This window comes from Paenibacillus hubeiensis, from assembly GCF_032334105.1.
Taxonomy (GTDB): Bacteria; Bacillota; Bacilli; order Paenibacillales; family Paenibacillaceae; genus Paenibacillus; species Paenibacillus hubeiensis.
The window spans coordinates 199,195-216,752 of sequence record NZ_JAVYAE020000004.1; the positions used below are offsets into that span (position 1 = coordinate 199,195).

Consider the following 17,558-nt stretch of genomic DNA (forward strand, 5'->3'; position numbering starts at 1 on the left):
TTCAAGCTCCTGCATAGGAACAGGCTTGAAAAACGAGTCTTTTCCGGACCAGCTCAATATGGTGCCGCCAAATCGATCAGAAATCGTTTAGTTCACTTTTCCTTGCACAACCACCGTTTGTTTGGATGAAGTGGCGGATGCGCCGCCGTTAATAAAGGACTGCAGCGTTTTTGATGTGATGTAATAGGTGCGTCCCCCGTACGTAAAGGTCATCATCCCGACAACCTGGTTGTTCTGATTAAGCACCGGGCCGCCGGAATTTCCTTGAGCCATCGCTTTCACAATGCTGCCGATGCCCTTTTTGCCCGGAACGTCCGTTGCGGCTGCATCGGCTACACGGCTCTTGGCAATCGTGTTATAGGTGGAAGGAAACTCCTCTCCTAACAACAACAAATCGCCGTCCGGATTTTCCGGAAAACCGATCGTGTAAACGATCTGGTTGTCTTTGGCATTGGCGAACGTAACCGGCTGTGCATCCAGCGGTTTCTCCAACTTCAGCAGGGCCATATCCGTCACCGGGTCGGTTTTGATAATGGCCGCTTTGATGGGTTGTTCCGGATCGGCCGGACTGGCAATGGATAACGTCGCCTCATCGCCTTTCGGAAGCTCCGCATAATCCTGCACCACATGATAGTTGGTCAACACCATATCTTTAGCAACCAGGATGGACGTACCGACATCGTAATAAACCGCGTCAGGCTCGTCCTGTTTGATCCATCGAACGTTCACAACAGGAAAAGAGTCGGCCGAGATCGCCAGCTTTTCGCGCAGTTGTTGATCGAAATAACCCGTAAAATGAATGGTGCTTGTGGACTGGGCGGCAGCCATGCCCGTTTGGCCCGTAAGCAGCGCCATTGCAACCATTCCCGACATGCCGAATCGAAGCACACGTTTCCATTGGTTCTGCATCTGTTGTTCTCCTCTCCCACGCTATCCATCTAGCATATCTGATATATCGGAAGAGAAGCAACATTTTTTAACCAAACACAATCAAACAGATGGCAAGCGCAGCGATGAATCCGACAACGTCGGAAAAGAGCCCCACTTTGAGAGCATACCGGCCATTTCGTATGCCCACCGCTCCAAAATAGACGGTCAACACATACAACGTCGTGTCCGTGCTTCCCTGGATGGTCGAAGCCATTCTGCCAATCATGGAGTCGGGCCCATAGGTTTTGATCAGATCTGTCGTAAAAGCAAGTGATCCCGTGCCGGTCAGCGGGCGCAAAATGCCCAGCGGCAGCACTTCGCCCGGGACCCCCATCCAGGAAAACAGCGGGGCGATCAGGCTGATGACGAAATCGAGCGCACCCGAAGCGCGAAACACGCTGATGGCTACCATCATGCCCACCAAATGCGGAATGATGCTGATCGCCGTTCCGAATCCCTCTTTGGCTCCATCAACAAAGGATTCATAAACCGGTACCTTTTTGGCGAACGCATATAATGGTATAAACGCGATGATAACCGGAATGGCCCAGACCGAAATCCAGTTGATGAAGGTTAACACAAGACTCATCCTTTCATGAGTGGTTTGCCGCCTGAATGCACGTTTGGCGGTCTTTTCATCGCTCTTCTCCTGTACCATCGATCCGCCCCGAGAGCAGCCACAGTCGCGATCACGGTGGCCATCAACGTTGTGCCTACAATCTCGGTCGCGTTCGCCGAATGATAATTCAGCCTGATCGCGATGAGCGTGGTCGGAATAATCGTTATGCTTGCCGTATTCAATGCCAGCAGCGTGCACATGGCCGGAGAAGCCGTCTGTTTGTCCGGATTAAGCTCCTGCAGCTCCTGCATCGCCTTGATGCCCATCGGGGTTGCCGCATTCCCCAGTCCCAGCAAGTTGGCACTCATATTGGACAGGATATATCCCATTGCCGGATGATTGCGAGGCACGTCCGGAAACAGGAACGCGACGACAGGGCCTAACAATTTCGCGATTCTGCCGAGCAATCCGGCATCCTCCGCCATTTTCATCATGCCCATCCAGAAGACGAGCACGCTGATCAGTCCCAAACATACCGTGACGCCCGTTGCCGCCCCATCGAATGCCGCCTGGGTAACCACTTCAATATTGCCTTTAGCGGCTGCAAACGCAAATCCCGTCACAATCATCAGCAGCCAAATGATATTAATCACAAGCTGGCCTCCTTTCCAAAAACGATTTTCGTTTTGCTGGCTTGCACCATATCACGGGGACAACAATCGGCTAATCACGGCTTTCCATGCCGACGACCAGGCCTTGGATCCGGTTTCTTCTGCAAAAGCGGCATCGTCCAGCTGCGGCTCCTTGGGAATATAGCTGCCTTTGCGATAGACCGGAATCGAACCGATCTGTCGCCCCTCGAGTTCGATCTGAATGCGGCCCGCCAGACCAAATGCCGGATCGGAAGATGCCCCCTCTCCTCCAGACTTCGGTTGGCTCTGCAGCACAAGACGTTTGTTCAAAGCTCCTTTTTCGCCCTCCGCAAGCGGATATTTGAAGCTGCGACCTGTAATCACATCGGTTCCTTCCACTTGTTGTTCCCTCTTGGCAATCTCAACCAGCGGGAAATGTTTAAATCCGAAGTCCAGCATGCGAGCATGGTCGTTCCAGTCGTCGCCGTCATTCAAGGTAACGGCAGCAAGCTGCTGCCCATTGCGCGTGGCCGAACTGACCAAGCACCGGAATGCCTTTTTGGTATACCCCGTTTTGACGCCGTCGGCCCCTTCGTACAATCGGAGCATCTTGTTTTTGTTATGCCACGAATAATCCCAGCTCTCATTCGGGTTCGGGGCAGATTTTTGTTCGGTGGCCACAATCCGCTTGAAAACCGGGTTCTGCAGCGCATATGCCGTCAAGCGGGCCATATCGCTCGCGGTAGAATAATGCCCATCGGCGTCCAATCCATGCGGATTCATGAAATGCGTGCCCCTTAATCCGATTTCCTCCGCTTTTTGGTTCATCATCAGCACGAACCCTTCTTCCGAACCGCCCACATGCTCCGCAATGGCCGTGGCCGCATCATTTCCCGACCGGAGCATCAAGCCGTACAACATGTTTTCGAGCGACATTTCCTCTCCCAACTTGAGGTATATGGAGGAGCCTTCTTTGCCGAATGCGGCTGCACTCACCTTGACTTTGTCATCCAGCTTCCCGTTTTCGATCGCCACGATTGCGGTCATGATTTTGGTCAAACTGGCGATCCGCATCTGTTTATCCCCCTCCTTGCTGAACAAAATCCGCCCGGAAGTCACATCGATCAGCGCTGCGCTCTCCGCGTGCGTCGACGGTTTGGACAGCTCTGCGGCCATCTCCGCTCGAATCCATGACGGCCATGCCAGCAGGGGGATAAGTATTAACACAATCACTTTTAATCCATTTCGCATGTTCATTCCTCCGGGTACTTGGAATCTTGTACTAGCCTATGTTTTGTCCACATGAAGTATGTCCCATCCCTTAAAATACAGCAAAAATCCCTGCCGCGGCCGAAGCTGCGACAGGGCACTGTTTTAAATCAAGCCATGCCTTGAATCAAGGGTATTAATTATACGCTGTGCCTTCCGACGTAACCGTTACCCGGGTATGCTCCTCGTCCGTGTTGCCGCGAATCATGCTCTGAATGCGATCCAGCATGTGAGGTGCGGAATCGATGATCTTCTCGAACAGATGCGTGGAGTTGTCCAGCGGCACGATATGAACGCCTTGCTTGCCCACGACCAGAAACGCGATCGGACGGATGGAGACGCCTCCGCCGCTGCCTCCGCCAAACGGTGAAGCAACTGTCGCAGATTGTGCATGCTCCGTTTTGGTTCCGGAATTAGAGCTGTGCGATCGGTCGCCGTTCACATTAAAATCGCTCCCGCCCGCAGCAAAACCGAAGCCTACCTTGCTGATGGGCAAGATGACGGTTCCATCCGGCGTTTCGACGGCATCGCCAACAATCGTGTTGACATCCACCATCGCCTTGATGTTTTCCATTGCAGTTTCCATTAAACCTTGTATTGGATGATCGGACATTTTGATTCCCTCCACTTTCATTTTGAACTAGGTTCAGCCTAACCCTATTCTCTCCAGACCCAGATGAACTTATGTACAGCATCAATTGGGTGAATATGAATGCACTTCCTCCTGTATTTTACAGGCATGTTCGCTATACCCGGGAATCTCCCCGTTGCCGGTTTACTCTCCGTTGGCCGTGTCTCCGCTGCTTTAACAGCCTCATCCACATACGCCATCCTCCCCGAACAACAAGGACTCTGGTCGTTAGCCTTATGCCTGCAACAACGATCGACCATATTTTTATTTTCATACGGCAATCCAAATCCGTGCGGAACTCCATTTCGTCACTCCACTCGGGAATAATGTCCAATTGAGGCGGCTGATCGAAGCGGATCTGGTAAGACAAAAAACCAACGATACCGGATTTGACCCCCCATAACCAGCCTGTGAGCATCGCCGTATGCGCTGCGTCCCCCAGACTGACCCGGGTTGTCCAAATAAATCGAATCATATGTACTCGTTCCAGCGTTTGCCTGATCCATTGTTTTAATTCAGCCGTACTTCTAAGCATGACGCTGACATCGTCGCTCCATTTTTCGATTTTGCGTTTGTTTACCCGCTCGCTTCCTTTATTTTCGTTACGGGTCGTGTTCGCTCTCTGCTCCGTTTTCACAAGAAAGCCTTCCTTCATATTCTTGAAAACGATGGAGGGGATCTCATAATTCAAGCGGATCAGACCATATAGGAGCCGTACGTTGAATCGGGCAAAATCATCGCTCTTATGTTTACTGAATGAGACGTGGATATGAACATTCGAGACGAGAACTGCAGCAAGCAGCAGCACGACCGCCGCACCGATTCCTCCGAGCCAAATTAACACAGGCCTTACCTCCAAGCCCTCGATTCTTTTCCAGTTTAGTATGCACCGCAAATAGGAAAAAATTCACTGGACACGTTAAAATCCCGCTGCACGAAAAAGGTTTTCGCATAAAAAAAAGGCTCCAGTGCTGGAGCCGATCCAATATTGCCGCCATTTTTAATTGGTTTGCTTCGTTCGTTAATCCGATTCTTTCATATCGGGCTCGTTTTCCGCATCGCTCCGATCATTCGATGTTTCCGTTCCTTCTTCCATGCTCTGCTCCAGGCTATCGAGCTCGGATTGCTGCGCATCCAGCTTGTCAAACAGCATCTGGGTCTCTTCTTCCAGATTGTCCGTATCTTCAAACAGCCCCGGCTCAGGCAATTCGCTGAGCGAACCCAAGCCAAAGTAATCCAAAAAAGCTCTCGTCGTCCCATACAGAATAGGCCTCCCGATCGCTTCAGCGCGTCCCACTTCCACGATCAGATCCTTGTTCACCAGGGTGTGGATGGCCCTCTCCGACTTTACGCCGCGAATCTCCTCAATCTCCACCCTCGTAATCGGCTGGCGATATGCAACGATGGCGAGCGTTTCGAGTGCCGCTTGGGAAAGGGTCGTTCGTGCCGGCGAGTAGGCCAGTTTCTCGAAATAGACAGCATGTTCGGGCAGTGTCCCCAATTGAACCATGCCTGCAATTTTCAAAATTTGCACGCCTCTGCCATGCTCCGCAAATTCCGTTTTCATCTCTTCGATGGCATCCGATATCCGTTCTTCCGATACGTCCACGATTTCAGAGATTTGTTTGATGCTCAGGCCTTCCTCCCCGGACAGAAACAACAGGCCTTCAATAATCGACTTCAATTTCGGAAAATCCATGATTCCTTGCTTCCCCTCTCCACTCCATCACAATGTCCTCAAATGTCCGCTCCTGGTAACAGACAATTTGTTTCATCTTCATCAGCTCAAGCACCGCCAGAAACGTCACGACAATTTCATGGCGGTACGTCTGTCCCTCCAACAATCCGGAGAACAGCATCCTGCCTCCCGGCTCCAGCTTCTTAAAAACCTGTACCACGTCCCGAATCCGGTCTTTGACCGAAATTTCATCACGCTGAATCCGGGCTACCGTCGTTCGCTTCTCCGCCTTGCGCAGGGCACGTTGAAAAGCTGCAATCAGGTCGGCCGCATGCAATCCCTCCACCGGGTTCGATTCGGTCTCCAAAGGCATGTACGGGCGCAGATCCTCAGGCTCTTTCGAGAAAATAAGGCTGCGCTCCCATTCCCGTTCATGAAGATGCCGCGCAATGCCTTTGTATTTGCGATATTCTATCAGACGTGCAACCAATTCAGCACGTGGATCATAATCATCGTCCTGCCCATAATCATAATCTTCGAAGTCCTCGATCAGCGGCGGTTTCGGCAGCAACAGCTTGCTCTTGATGGACAGCAGTGTCGCTGCCATGACAAGGAACTCGCTCGTAATATCCAACTCCAGCTCCTGCATAGAATGCAAATATGCCATGTATTGGTCCGTAATATCGCTGATGGGGATATCCTGGATATCAATTTCGGCCTTGTCGATCAAGTGCAGCAGCAGATCAAGCGGCCCTTCAAAGGTCTCCAGTTTGTAGGTAACTACCGTCACGAAACGAATCCTCCTGCAAAAAAAAATACAAAACCCCGCTAAGCCGCCGAAATCCGGTCTCCCGTTTTCGTCTGCGCAAAGCAGGGCACTACATTAACTAAGCACTATTTTAGCTGATTCGTCAAGTTCGCCATCTCAATTGCCGCCGTAGCCGCATCCCATCCTTTGTTCCCGGCTTTGGTTCCGGCACGTTCGATGGCCTGTTCGATATTCTCCGTCGTTACCAAGCCAAAGATCGTAGGTACGCCTGTTTTGAGGTTGATCGCCGCAACCCCTTTGGCCATTTCGTTGCAAACATAATCATAATGGGTGGTTGAGCCCCGAATGACCGTGCCCAGCGTAATCACGGCGTCGTATTTGCCGCTTTCGGCCATTTTTTGGGCAATCAGCGGAATTTCGAATGCGCCCGGTACCCAGGCTACATCGATCTCCTCGTCTTTTACGCCATGGCGTTTGAACGCATCAAGCGCTCCGCTCAGCAGTTTGCTCGTGATGAATTCGTTAAAACGACCTACAACGACTCCGTATTTTAATCCCTCGGATACTAAATGTCCTTCAAAAATGTTAGGCATGCTGTCATCTCCCCAAAATTGTTTTTCATATTGTGCCGCCGCCGCTGGCGCAGCCGTGATTTTTCCCGTTTTCTGGCTTGCTGCAATTAAATTTCGTTCTTTTCCTCATTTTGCTCGATGTCGTCGAATTTGAGCATGTGGCCCAGCTTCGCTTGTTTCGTGTGCAAATAAGCCGTATTGTCCTCGTTCTCCTGCATCTGGATCGGCACGCGTTCAACGACTTCGAGTCCGTAGCCTTCAAGGCCTTTGATTTTGCGAGGATTGTTCGTAAGCAGCCTGATTTGGCGCACGCCCAGATCCTTCAGGATTTGCGCTCCGATGCCGTAATCACGCAAATCTGCCGCAAAACCAAGTTTCAGGTTGGCATCGACCGTATCCAAACCTTCCTCCTGCAGTTTGTAAGCCTTCAATTTATTGATCAACCCGATTCCGCGGCCCTCCTGGCGCATGTAGAGAAGAACCCCGTTGCCCTCCTCATTGATCTGATTGAGGGCCGCATCGAACTGTGGTCCGCAATCGCAGCGATGGGAGTGGAATACGTCGCCTGTCAGACACTCCGAGTGCACCCTTACCAATACAGGCTTGGAAGAGTCGATTTCACCCTTGACCAGAGCCACATGCTCTTTATTATCCACCGCATTGGTATAAGCAACTGCCTGGAATTCGCCGAAGTCGGTAGGCATGCGTACGGCTACCTCGCGCTGAACCAGCTTTTCTTTTTCGTTGCGATACTTGATCATATCCTGAATGCTGATCAGCTTCAAATCATGCTTGCGGGCAATTTCTTGCAGGTCGGGCAGTCTCGCCATCGTGCCATCTTCCTTGATGACTTCACAGATGACGCCCGCAGGATAAGCGCCGCACATGATGGCCAGATCTACCGCGGCTTCGGTATGCCCTGCACGACGCAGCACGCCCCCATCCTTGGCGATGAGCGGGAACATATGTCCCGGCTTTCGGAAATCGCCGCTTTTGGCATTCGGATCGATCAGTCCTTTAACCGTAATGGAACGTTCATGCGCCGAAATGCCTGTCGTGGTGTCTGTATGATCGACCGAAACGGTAAAGGCCGTGCCGTGGAAATCGGTGTTTTGCTGCACCATCGGCTTCAAGTCGAGCTCATCTGCCCGTTGTTGCGTAATCGGCACGCAGACAAGCCCGCGGCCTTCCGTAATCATGAAATTAATCACTTCAGGCGTTGCTTTCTCCGCCAAGGCGATGAAGTCTCCTTCATTCTCCCGGTCCTCGTCATCTACCACGATAACCGGTTTGCCTCGCATGAGATCGTAGATTGCTTCCTCAATGGTGTCCAGTATGGATTGATCGGACATCATTCCACCTCCCGGTTCTGTCGTCTATATCTTTCATGCGAATCCATGATTCGCCAAAAATTGTTCGCTGATGCTCTGTGGTTTCTCAGAAGGCGCTGCCTGAATACCTCTGCCGTATTGGAGTAAATGGTCCACGTATTTCCCCAAAATGTCACATTCGATATTCATGGAGTCGCCCGTTTTTTTGTAATTCAACACCGTCTCCCCGATGGTATGGGGAATGATCGACACCGTAAAAGACGTTTGCATCGTCTGAACCACCGTCAGGCTGATCCCGTCCAAAGTGACGGAACCCTTCGGAATCAAATATTTGAACAATCCTGGATCATCCGGATGAATTTCGAATACAACCGCATTCTGATCGCGCGTCATTCGGACAATCGTACCCGTACCGTCCACATGGCCCTGCACGATATGGCCTCCGAAACGTCCCCCCGATTGCATGGCCCGTTCCAGGTTGACCCTGCTGCCGGACTGGAGCTTATCCAGGTTGGTGTGACGGTACGTTTCCGGCATGACGTCAGCGGTAAAACCTCCGCCTTCAAGCGTTGTCGCAGTCAGGCATACGCCGTTAACGGCAACGCTGTCGCCGATTTTCAGGTCATCCATAATGAGGGAAGCGCCAACGTTCAGCACCATCGCTTCGCCTTTTCGACCGATCCGTCGGATGTGGCCGACTTCTTCCACCAAGCCGGTAAACATGCTGCGGCCTCCTTCCTGATTACGTTATTCAGCCCAGACCGGAATTCCGCCGATGCTGATATTATCCCCCACTTGCTCGATTTCCAATTGGCACAGCTGGATCGCCTGGCTCATACGCTCGACGCCCTCGAAGCGGAAGCTTCCTGGCGTGTCGTATCCGCCAACGATTTTGGGGGCAATGAACATGAGCAGCCGATCCACCAGTTTAGCCTCTAACATCGCACCATTCAGCGTGCCGCCGCCTTCAAGCAAAATCGAACCGATCTCCCGTTCTCCGAGCTTGCTGAGCGCGTTCAACAGATCCACACGCGGCCCGGGCCCGCAGCGAATGATCTCCACGCCATAAGCTTCAAGCCGTTCGGCCGCTTCTTGACTTGCTTCATCGGTTGTCAGTACCCAGGTCGGCGCCAATCCATCCTTTACCAATTTGGAAGTCAAAGGAAGACGCAATTTCGAGTCAACCACGATCCGTACCGGGTTGATCCCTTCCACCTGCAAGCGTGTCGTCAGTTCCGGGTCGTCTGCGATCACCGTATCGACGCCGACCATGATGCCTTGATGACGGTGGCGGAGGGCGTGAACGATCTCACGCGCGGATTCATTGGAAATCCATTTGCTGTCCCCGCTGCGGGTTGCGATTTTTCCATCCAGCGTGGAAGCGGTTTTTAACGTGACAAACGGCAATCCTGTCGTAATATATTTGATGAATTTTTCGTTCAGTCGTCTTCCACGCTCGCGCAGAACCCCGACCTCTACTTCAATGCCCTGCTGGCGAAGCATGGATATGCCTCTGCCGGATACTTGCGGATTCGGATCTTCGCAGCATACTACGACTCGTTTCACCTTTTCATGAATGAGTCGTTCGCTGCACGGCGGAGTTTTGCCATAATGGCTGCACGGCTCCAACGTGACGTAAACGGTACTTCCTTCCGCATCGCTGCCAGCCATATTCAGCGCATGAACCTCCGCATGGCCCGTGCCGCGCTTCAGATGACTTCCGAGACCGACTACGCGGCCGTCTTTCACAACGACACAACCTACAACCGGGTTGATTCCCGTCTGTCCTTGCGCCCGTTCTGCCATATCCAGTGCAAGCGCCATATAAAATTCGTCGTTAATCATTTCCAAGTCAGTTCACCCCGCTATGTCTAATATGTCAGGAATAGCCTGTTCAATGAGGCTGCGTTCAGCCAATCATGCAAAATCCAAAAAATCCCCATCGAACAGTCTGTTCAATGGGGATGATGAGAGATCCGCTGCTGCTAGCGGATGGAACGTTGATACATGGGTACCCGAAAACAAAGGCTCTGCGGATTCAAGCAAGTGAAAATCAACACATGCCCAAAGATAGAATCCCCGTCAAAGCTGCAGTGATTTCTCTAAAGTCATTTCGCATATGGTTGAAGGCAGCACAAGAAAAATTCTCGTAACTGTCTGCATTTTCGCATAACGAACAGTACCATGCGCAACATTTTGCCAAACGCGGCCATAGGCCGCATCCGCTCCTTCTCCCATCCAGACTATACTGTCGGTTCTGGAATCGCACCAGATCAGCCGTCTGCCTTGGCAAACGGGTCACGGACTTTGCAGCATTCATCATTGTGGTGCGCTGCATCACCGCCGGTAGGGAATTGCACCCTGCCCCGAAGGAATGTTGTTTTGTTAATTTGGATGTTAGCACTTTAACGGTAAAAAATCAATCGTTTTTTATTCCTTTTTGTCATATACTAACTTTTAATAAGCAATGAATACTGGCAGGACATTTAGCCGTTACCAGATTGTGGCTCCTTTCCTTCCTCTATTGCGGTCCATTCAACCTCTGAGATGAGCGACAGTTTAAATTTCAGGAAAACACCAGCTTGCCAAATGTTTCAAATCTTTTGCGCGTTGAAAAGGAACGCGTTCAGGCTCCGGCATCCGAGATGCCGGGCACGGCACATCCCTTGCCACCCGTCTGACCCAGCTTGTCGAATCCAGCGCACTTACCAGGCTTTGCCAACGCCCATCCCTTCTCGGACGAAACGACAAGCTTAATTCTGCTTTGGGAGGCATCTCCTCGTAGATCCCGTCCAAATATTCGACCTTGACCCGCTTGTCCTCAATTTGATGGCAATACACCGTGATCCACAATCCTTCCCTGACGCGAATGGCGTATACATCCCCTGCCTTGGCTTCTCCTTTTCCGGCATCTGGGGAGGCTTTGGGGACGCTAGTCCGAGCCGCCCTTTTGTGCTCGAACGCTCCAACCACCGTTTCCTTAACGCCAGGGTCCTGTTCGGGCCTTTCCTCAAAAGATATATCAGTAAGATCAAACCCTTCAAAAAGCTTTGCCAAAACACGTTCGTTGATTCCGATGGAGGAATCCCACCACGCCAGCGGGGCCTGGACTTCAACCCGAATGTTGGGCCGCTGGTCGCGCTTGACATAGGTCGTAAATTCCGTGGCCATTCCAGGGTAGTCCTTCGTATCCAGTATACCGATCAGCGCCAGCGTCTCGAGCAGGTCACGGTAAGCGTACTCGCTGCGCGTAGGCAGAAGGCGTTCCTTTTTAAGCGCTTGCGCCGCTTTGCTGTAGCGTGTTTTGGGAGGCAGCGAGCGAAGTACGGTCAGTATGGCACGAAACGTCCAGCGATCATAATCGTTGGGTGCCGGAATCTGATCTTCCTCAGCAATTTGTTCCAGTGCCAGCACGTGCCCGAATAGATTGCCGTCCAGCGGCGTTCCATTGGTCATGCGCCAATACCATTGCAGACTTGTATCCGTTGCCTCATTCACATTCAATCCGCAAATTTGGCAAATGCTTGAGGACGGATAGGGGGTATATTCATGTTCCGGAACTCCGTCCGCGAGCAGCTTCCCCGTTAGCAGCGAACGCCAAATGAACGGCGCGGACCATAAGGAGGATACAAAAGCTTGCGCTGCTTCGGCAACGTTCCAGGATTGGGCGAGTTTTTTCAGTGCGACAATCGTCTGCTCATGCTGCGGCCGCATGAATTGGTTCGGGGAATGCCCTGCTGCCTCAAGCCCTTTCATCTCCGTTTCTGCGATCGTTCCCGGCACAGGATGCCAAGATGCCTCTACTTCCTCATCCCAATATGTACGTTGACTGTATACTTGCTTTAAAAGCCATAACTGATGGACTACATCCATTGTGTTTACCACCTTCCTCGGAAAATCGTCGATACAATCAAGCCTTCTTATATCCTGCTTACTTCACTCTATATTATAGAATCATTGATGGACAAGATCAGCAGGCTTCACACCCATCCATCAATGGAAATAGGGGTACTTCGACTCATTTTGATGCGTTCGTTATATACCGCTGTTTTATAAAAAAAGCCGTTTCGCAAATATCGCGAAACGGCTCTCTTAAGTTGAAATGAAAATGGGGATTAAGCTTCCACCACTTCAACGGTTTCCATTTTGTCACGGCCTTCGAAAGCATCAACGAATTCCATGCCTTTAACCACTTTGCCAAACACCGTGTGTTGGCCATCCAGATGCGGCTGCGGTTGGTAGCAGATATAGAACTGGCTTCCGCCCGTGTTGCGGCCGGCATGTGCCATAGCCAATGTACCACGCTCGTGTTTGTTCGGGTTGATTTCGCAGTTGATGGTGTAACCAGGACCGCCGGTACCTGTTCCATTAGGGCATCCGCCTTGAGCTACGAAGCCCGGGATGACGCGGTGGAATACCAGACCGTTATAAAAGCCGGAGTTCGCCAATTTCTCAAAGTTTGCTACCGTGTTTGGAGCGTCTTGATCGAACAGGTCGATAACGACTTCTCCGCCGTTTGCCATTTTGATTTTCGCTTGTTTCGCCATATGTAAATGACTCCTTTCATATTTACAGCATTCATGATGCCAAGGACCGCTTTCGCCAAACCCTAAGCACTTTTCTTAGTGTACACCGAAAATCGTTCCATCGCAAAAAAATGGACAAACTTTTTTTCTTTCCCCGCCAGAATAAGAAAGAGAGAACAAGTGGGTACCGTCCCGCAAGTTCTCTCTTTTTGCCTTCGATTTCAGTTCAACTGCAATTAACGCACTACAGGCTGTTTGCCGAGGCGCGCAGGAACCAGGTCATTTTGAATGATGTCCTGATAGCTCTCGCGACGAACGACGACATCGCCTTGACCATCCTTAACGAATACGACCGCCGGGCGGCGAATCCGGTTGTAGTTGCTTGCCATGGCATAGTTGTATGCACCCGTGCAGGATACCGCCAGCAGATCGCCGCTTTGCACTTTCGGCAAATCGAGATCCCAGATCAGCATGTCACCGCTCTCGCAGCATTTGCCGGCGATCGATACGGTCTCTTCGGACGCTTCGTTCGCGCGGTTGGCCAAAATCGCTTCATATTTGGACTCATACAGCGCCGGACGAGGGTTGTCGGTCATGCCGCCATCGACTGCAACATATTTGCGCACGCCGGGAATATCCTTGCTCGTACCCACCGTATAGAGGGTCGTTCCCGCTTCGCCGACAATGCTGCGGCCTGGCTCTACCCAGATTTCAGGCACGTCATAACCGATTTGGGCAAAATGGTTTTTAACCGCATCCGTGATCGCTTTAACATATTGGGAGACTTGAAGCGGAGTATCTCCGTCGATATAGCGGATCCCGAAACCGCCGCCAAGGTTTACGACTTTGAACGCAACATTCAGGCGCTCGTACACGCTTGCGGCGAATTCAGCCACGCGTTGAACCGCCATTTGAAAACCTTCCACCTCGAAAATTTGCGAACCGATATGGGAATGCACGCCAAGCAAAACGAGATTGGATTGCTTCGAGGCCAGCTCGATCGCTTCAAACGCGGTTCCGTTGCCGATATCGAATCCGAATTTGGAGTCGGTTTGGCCTGTGGAAATGTACTCGTGTGTATGTGCTTCCACGCCCGGAGTGACGCGCAGCAAAATGTTCACCTTGCGCCCTTTGTCCGCCGCTACCGCTTGCAAGAGATGCAGTTCGTTGAAATTGTCGACGACGAAACAGCCGATTTCGGCGTCCAGAGCCATCTCGATCTCTTCCAGCGTTTTGTTGTTGCCGTGGAAGTGAATGCGCTCAGCCGGAAAACCTGCTTGCAGTGCAGTGAACAGCTCGCCGTCGGACACAACGTCGAGGGAAAGGCCTTCTTCCGCAGCAAGGGCACACATGGCCATCACGCAGAACGCTTTGCTTGCATAAGCAACCTGGAAGCCCAATCCGGAAGCGCGGAACGCATCCATGTACTCTCTGCAGCGCTGGCGAACAAGCTGCTCATCCACGATGTACAGCGGGGTACCGAACTGTTCTTTCATGACGGTGGTGTCCATGCCCCCGATTTCCAGATGTCCTTGATCATTTATTTTACTTGTACCGTGCAAATGCATATTTTTCATTCCTCACTTTTATATACTGGAACAGTGACTATTCCAAGGATTTTAAACCAGTATACCAAATTCGGAGCAAAGAAAAATGGATTTTTCGGCAAATCATTTGTGTTTTTTACTTTTCCGCAATTCACCATCCGGGTCCTGGGACATTTTGGTGTTGTCCCGCGCCTTATTGAAAGATGGTCGTTTCTTGCTTTCCAGAAGTGGCAAGCGGAATAAAAAGTTGCCGAAGGCCTTTGCATTAAACGGTATAAACGGCCACAGATAAGAGGAATTGTAGGAACGACGAAGCGTCAGCGCAAGAATAAGCAGCGTTGTTCCAACTACTAGGCCCGGCACCTTGAAGATGGCGACGGCCGCCAGCAAAACCAGCCTGACCAACCTGTTGGCTAGCCCGAGCTCATAACTCGGCGTCGCAAACATGCCGATTGCCGCGATGGCCATGTACAGGACGACCTCATTGACGAAATAACCGGTTTTTACGGCAATGTCTCCAATGAGAATGGCTGCGATTAAGCCCATCGCCGACGCTAGCGGTGTCGGCGTATGCACTGCGGCCATCCTCAGTAAGTCGACCCCCAGCTCGATCAGCAGGAACTGAAGAATGAGCGGCAGCTTGGCGTTCTGCTGCGGGCCGATGAATTCCAGGCCAGGTGGCTTGAGGGACGGTTCGATGACCATCAGCAACCACAGCGGCAGCAGGAACAAGGAAATCAGAATACCCGCAAAGCGCACCCATCTCAAGTACGTGCCCATAAAGGCCGTTTGCCTGTTCTCCTCCGCATGTTCGCAAAGGTCGAAAAAGGTCGTCGGCAAAATCATCACGCTGGGCGACGTATCAACAAAGACGACCACCCTGCCTTCGAGCAGATGAGAGGCCGTCACATCTGGACGCTCGGAGTAACGAACCAGCGGAAAAGGGTTCCAGCCTTTGTTGATGATCGCCTCCTCCAACTGCTTGTCGGCTGCGGGAATGCCTTCGATGTCAAGCCGCTTGATCTTTTCACGGACGGAATCGACCTGTACTTTGTCCACAATATCGTCGATATACACGACGCAGACGTCGGTCTGCGTCCTGCGGCCCACCTGCATGAGCTCGAATTTCAATCCGGGGTCGCGAATTCTGCGCCTCACCAAGGTTACGTTGGTTAACAGCGTTTCGGTGAAACCGTCGCGCGAGCCGCGCACCACCCTTTCCAGTGAAGGCTCTTCCGGAGACCTTACGGGATAATTCCGCGTATCCATTACAAGGGCGGAGCGGTCTCCTTCGACAAACATGGCGCTCATGCCCATGAGGACCTTGCTGATGACCTGGCTCATTTTCTCGACCCGCTCGACTTGAATGTGCGGAACGTAACAATCGAAATACGATTTGAGTGCATGCCCGGACACTTGGTCCGGCGACAGATACGTCAATCTTTTCAACACCTCAAGCAGAATTTCATCCTTGGCGAACCCGGTCAGCATCAGCAGCCCGATCTGTTTGCCGCCCATCACCATCTCCCGAAGGTTCACGTCGAACGACTCGCCGAGACCCATGATTTGTTTGAGCGTATATTTGTTGTCGTTCATACGCGGGGAAATATCGTCGTTGTTTTGCCAATAATGCACCGATTCCTCGACGCTGTCGGACATTTCATCCTGTTTTTTTTCGAGGTATGCCTTTTCTTCTTCCTCCTTCCGGATTTCGTAAGGCGATTTGCCCGCCATGTCCCCCGGCAGGCCTTCGACCGTTTCCTGTCCGGTATGATCGGATCTTGTTTCCATTCTGTCCTTCCTCCTCCGCATCGTGATCTAACGCTGATATATAAAAAAGTCAAACATAGACCCCGTCATCTTGCCCAAAATCATCGCCAGAAGCAAACCGAACAAATAAGGCTTCATGCCAAGCCGCTTGGCCAGCACCGGAAGCACGTTAAGCACCTCGGTCAGAGCCGCGGCCAACAGGCCGATGAATACGCCGCAGAACAAGCCGGCAATCGGGCTGAGCAGCATCGCTCCGTTTACTTTCCAATGCCAGAAATCCGCGACCGTGCCAAGCAGGCATCCTCCAATCAAGGCGCCTTCGTACCAGTGGCTTTTATCATAAGTTCTCGTCAGCTGAGCAAGCCTCGGAATCATGTCGAGGACCAGAATGAGCGCGATAATCCCGCTGCCGACGGCGATTCCTCCAGCAACCCCGAGCACGATGCTGATAGCACCATTAAGGACGCTCATCGGTGCTCATCTCCCTGTTATCCCGTTCCAACAAACGTTCGCTTTCCTCGATCACGACATATTGGTCGACGTTTTGCTGATATAAGAACATCTCGACTTCCAGCGGGGTAGGTTCCTCATTCCACTTTTTCTTGAATAAATGGTTGAAGAAGACGGTCATGCCAAAACCGATGCCGAGGGAATAGGCGATCTGAAACAGATACGGATGCTCGTCCCGGGTGCCCGTGAGCATTTCCACAATCCGGATCTGGACCTCCTGCATGTTCACATCCGCATGAAAATTCATGATGGTCAGGGCCGAACCAAAAAAAAGCAGGATCCAAACCAAAACGAACAATGATTTGGAAGGTTTGCCGTTCCCTTCGATCACTTCCACCAGGGTGTGACCCGAACCGATGAGCTCGACGTTGGCTTGCGGCAGAACCCGCCGAATTGCCGGAATGACCTGCAAGACGTCGATCAGGATCAGATTGCCGTCCATCGGTCCGGGATGCAGCAGCTCGAGCTCATGCAATCTCGCCTCCTCCTGTTCCGGTGAAGTAAGCAAATGGGCGATATCGCCAAGCGTGACCCCTTTGCCTCTCGGAATGCGAATGCGGCTGCGCAGACGAATGTAGACCGTTGGAGTGGGTGCCAGAGACATCCGAAACACTCCTTTACTGCGTAATTTCGCTTAGTATTTGAAAATCGTGCAAATTTATTACGAAAAGAGAATATTCTCCTTTTATGCATGAAAAAAGGCCGGACCGGCAAACCGGGCCAACCTGCCATTGTCGTTCAATCGATCCATGAAACTTTCCAATGACCGTCTTCATTTTGCGTGAATGTGGTTGTGGTAACGTTGCTTTGATCGCTTATTCACATAAAAACTAA

At 51.7% G+C, this 17,558-nt stretch carries 18 protein-coding genes and 1 riboswitch; all 18 genes read right to left on the reverse strand.

Annotated elements, in window-relative coordinates:
• Positions 1 to 87 precede the first annotated feature (87 nt).
• Entirely contained in the window at positions 88 to 909 is an 822-nt protein-coding gene (locus tag RSX24_RS14215) for a S1 family peptidase (protein WP_343260968.1), read from the reverse strand.
• Between the two features lie 67 nt (positions 910 to 976).
• Positions 977 to 1,510, reverse strand: a complete 534-nt coding sequence (locus RSX24_RS14220) for a spore maturation protein (RefSeq protein WP_290371481.1) — start codon at positions 1,508 to 1,510, stop codon at positions 977 to 979.
• Positions 1,511 to 1,515: 5 nt separating this feature from the next.
• Positions 1,516 to 2,118 (reverse strand): nucleoside recognition domain-containing protein, encoded by a 603-nt coding sequence (locus RSX24_RS14225; protein ID WP_438286833.1) that lies wholly within the window; start codon positions 2,116 to 2,118, stop codon positions 1,516 to 1,518.
• 75 nt (positions 2,119 to 2,193) lie between these two features.
• The gene (locus RSX24_RS14230; RefSeq protein WP_343260969.1) at positions 2,194 to 3,372 is read right to left on the reverse strand and encodes a D-alanyl-D-alanine carboxypeptidase family protein; all 1,179 of its coding nucleotides are present in this window, start codon (positions 3,370 to 3,372) and stop codon (positions 2,194 to 2,196) included.
• A 154-nt stretch (positions 3,373 to 3,526) separates the two neighbouring features.
• Positions 3,527 to 4,003 carry a GerW family sporulation protein gene (ytfJ, locus tag RSX24_RS14235; protein ID WP_343260970.1) on the reverse strand — a complete coding sequence of 159 codons (477 nt, stop codon included), beginning with the start codon at positions 4,001 to 4,003 and terminating at the stop codon, positions 3,527 to 3,529.
• 133 nt (positions 4,004 to 4,136) lie between these two features.
• Positions 4,137 to 4,865 (reverse strand): DUF2953 domain-containing protein, encoded by a 729-nt coding sequence (locus RSX24_RS14240; RefSeq protein WP_236419872.1) that lies wholly within the window; start codon positions 4,863 to 4,865, stop codon positions 4,137 to 4,139.
• A 177-nt stretch (positions 4,866 to 5,042) separates the two neighbouring features.
• A complete protein-coding gene (gene scpB / locus RSX24_RS14245; protein ID WP_236419874.1) occupies positions 5,043 to 5,720 on the reverse strand; it encodes an SMC-Scp complex subunit ScpB in 678 nt (225 codons plus the stop codon).
• Complete coding sequence (locus RSX24_RS14250) at positions 5,689 to 6,489, reverse strand: segregation and condensation protein A (RefSeq protein ID WP_343260971.1); 801 nt, start codon at positions 6,487 to 6,489, stop codon at positions 5,689 to 5,691. Before RSX24_RS14250 ends, scpB begins: the two co-directional genes overlap by 32 nt.
• A 104-nt stretch (positions 6,490 to 6,593) precedes the next feature.
• Complete coding sequence (gene ribH / locus RSX24_RS14255; protein WP_236419877.1) at positions 6,594 to 7,061, reverse strand: 6,7-dimethyl-8-ribityllumazine synthase; 468 nt, start codon at positions 7,059 to 7,061, stop codon at positions 6,594 to 6,596.
• A gap of 86 nt (positions 7,062 to 7,147) precedes the next feature.
• Entirely contained in the window at positions 7,148 to 8,392 is a 1,245-nt protein-coding gene (locus tag RSX24_RS14260; protein WP_290371485.1) for a bifunctional 3,4-dihydroxy-2-butanone-4-phosphate synthase/GTP cyclohydrolase II, read from the reverse strand.
• Positions 8,393 to 8,425: 33 nt separating this feature from the next.
• A complete protein-coding gene (gene ribE / locus RSX24_RS14265) occupies positions 8,426 to 9,094 on the reverse strand; it encodes a riboflavin synthase (protein WP_343260972.1) in 669 nt (222 codons plus the stop codon).
• A gap of 24 nt (positions 9,095 to 9,118) precedes the next feature.
• A complete protein-coding gene (ribD, locus tag RSX24_RS14270; protein ID WP_339273294.1) occupies positions 9,119 to 10,222 on the reverse strand; it encodes a bifunctional diaminohydroxyphosphoribosylaminopyrimidine deaminase/5-amino-6-(5-phosphoribosylamino)uracil reductase RibD in 1,104 nt (367 codons plus the stop codon).
• A gap of 371 nt (positions 10,223 to 10,593) precedes the next feature.
• A riboswitch (FMN riboswitch) is annotated at positions 10,594 to 10,749 on the reverse strand.
• A 181-nt stretch (positions 10,750 to 10,930) separates the two neighbouring features.
• Positions 10,931 to 12,244 (reverse strand): hypothetical protein, encoded by a 1,314-nt coding sequence (locus RSX24_RS14275; protein ID WP_343260973.1) that lies wholly within the window; start codon positions 12,242 to 12,244, stop codon positions 10,931 to 10,933.
• A 242-nt stretch (positions 12,245 to 12,486) separates the two neighbouring features.
• Complete coding sequence (locus RSX24_RS14280; RefSeq protein WP_236419885.1) at positions 12,487 to 12,918, reverse strand: peptidylprolyl isomerase; 432 nt, start codon at positions 12,916 to 12,918, stop codon at positions 12,487 to 12,489.
• Positions 12,919 to 13,133: 215 nt separating this feature from the next.
• A complete protein-coding gene (gene lysA / locus RSX24_RS14285; RefSeq protein WP_236419887.1) occupies positions 13,134 to 14,465 on the reverse strand; it encodes a diaminopimelate decarboxylase in 1,332 nt (443 codons plus the stop codon).
• 102 nt (positions 14,466 to 14,567) lie between these two features.
• A complete protein-coding gene (locus RSX24_RS14290) occupies positions 14,568 to 16,178 on the reverse strand; it encodes a spore germination protein (protein ID WP_236420107.1) in 1,611 nt (536 codons plus the stop codon).
• A gap of 84 nt (positions 16,179 to 16,262) precedes the next feature.
• A complete protein-coding gene (locus RSX24_RS14295) occupies positions 16,263 to 16,685 on the reverse strand; it encodes a stage V sporulation protein AB (protein ID WP_343260974.1) in 423 nt (140 codons plus the stop codon).
• On the reverse strand, positions 16,672 to 17,328 hold the full coding sequence (locus RSX24_RS14300) for a stage V sporulation protein AA (RefSeq protein ID WP_339273304.1): 657 nt from the start codon (positions 17,326 to 17,328) through the stop codon (positions 16,672 to 16,674). The genes RSX24_RS14295 and RSX24_RS14300 overlap by 14 nt, the downstream gene beginning before the upstream one ends.
• Between the last annotated feature and the right edge of the window lie 230 nt (positions 17,329 to 17,558).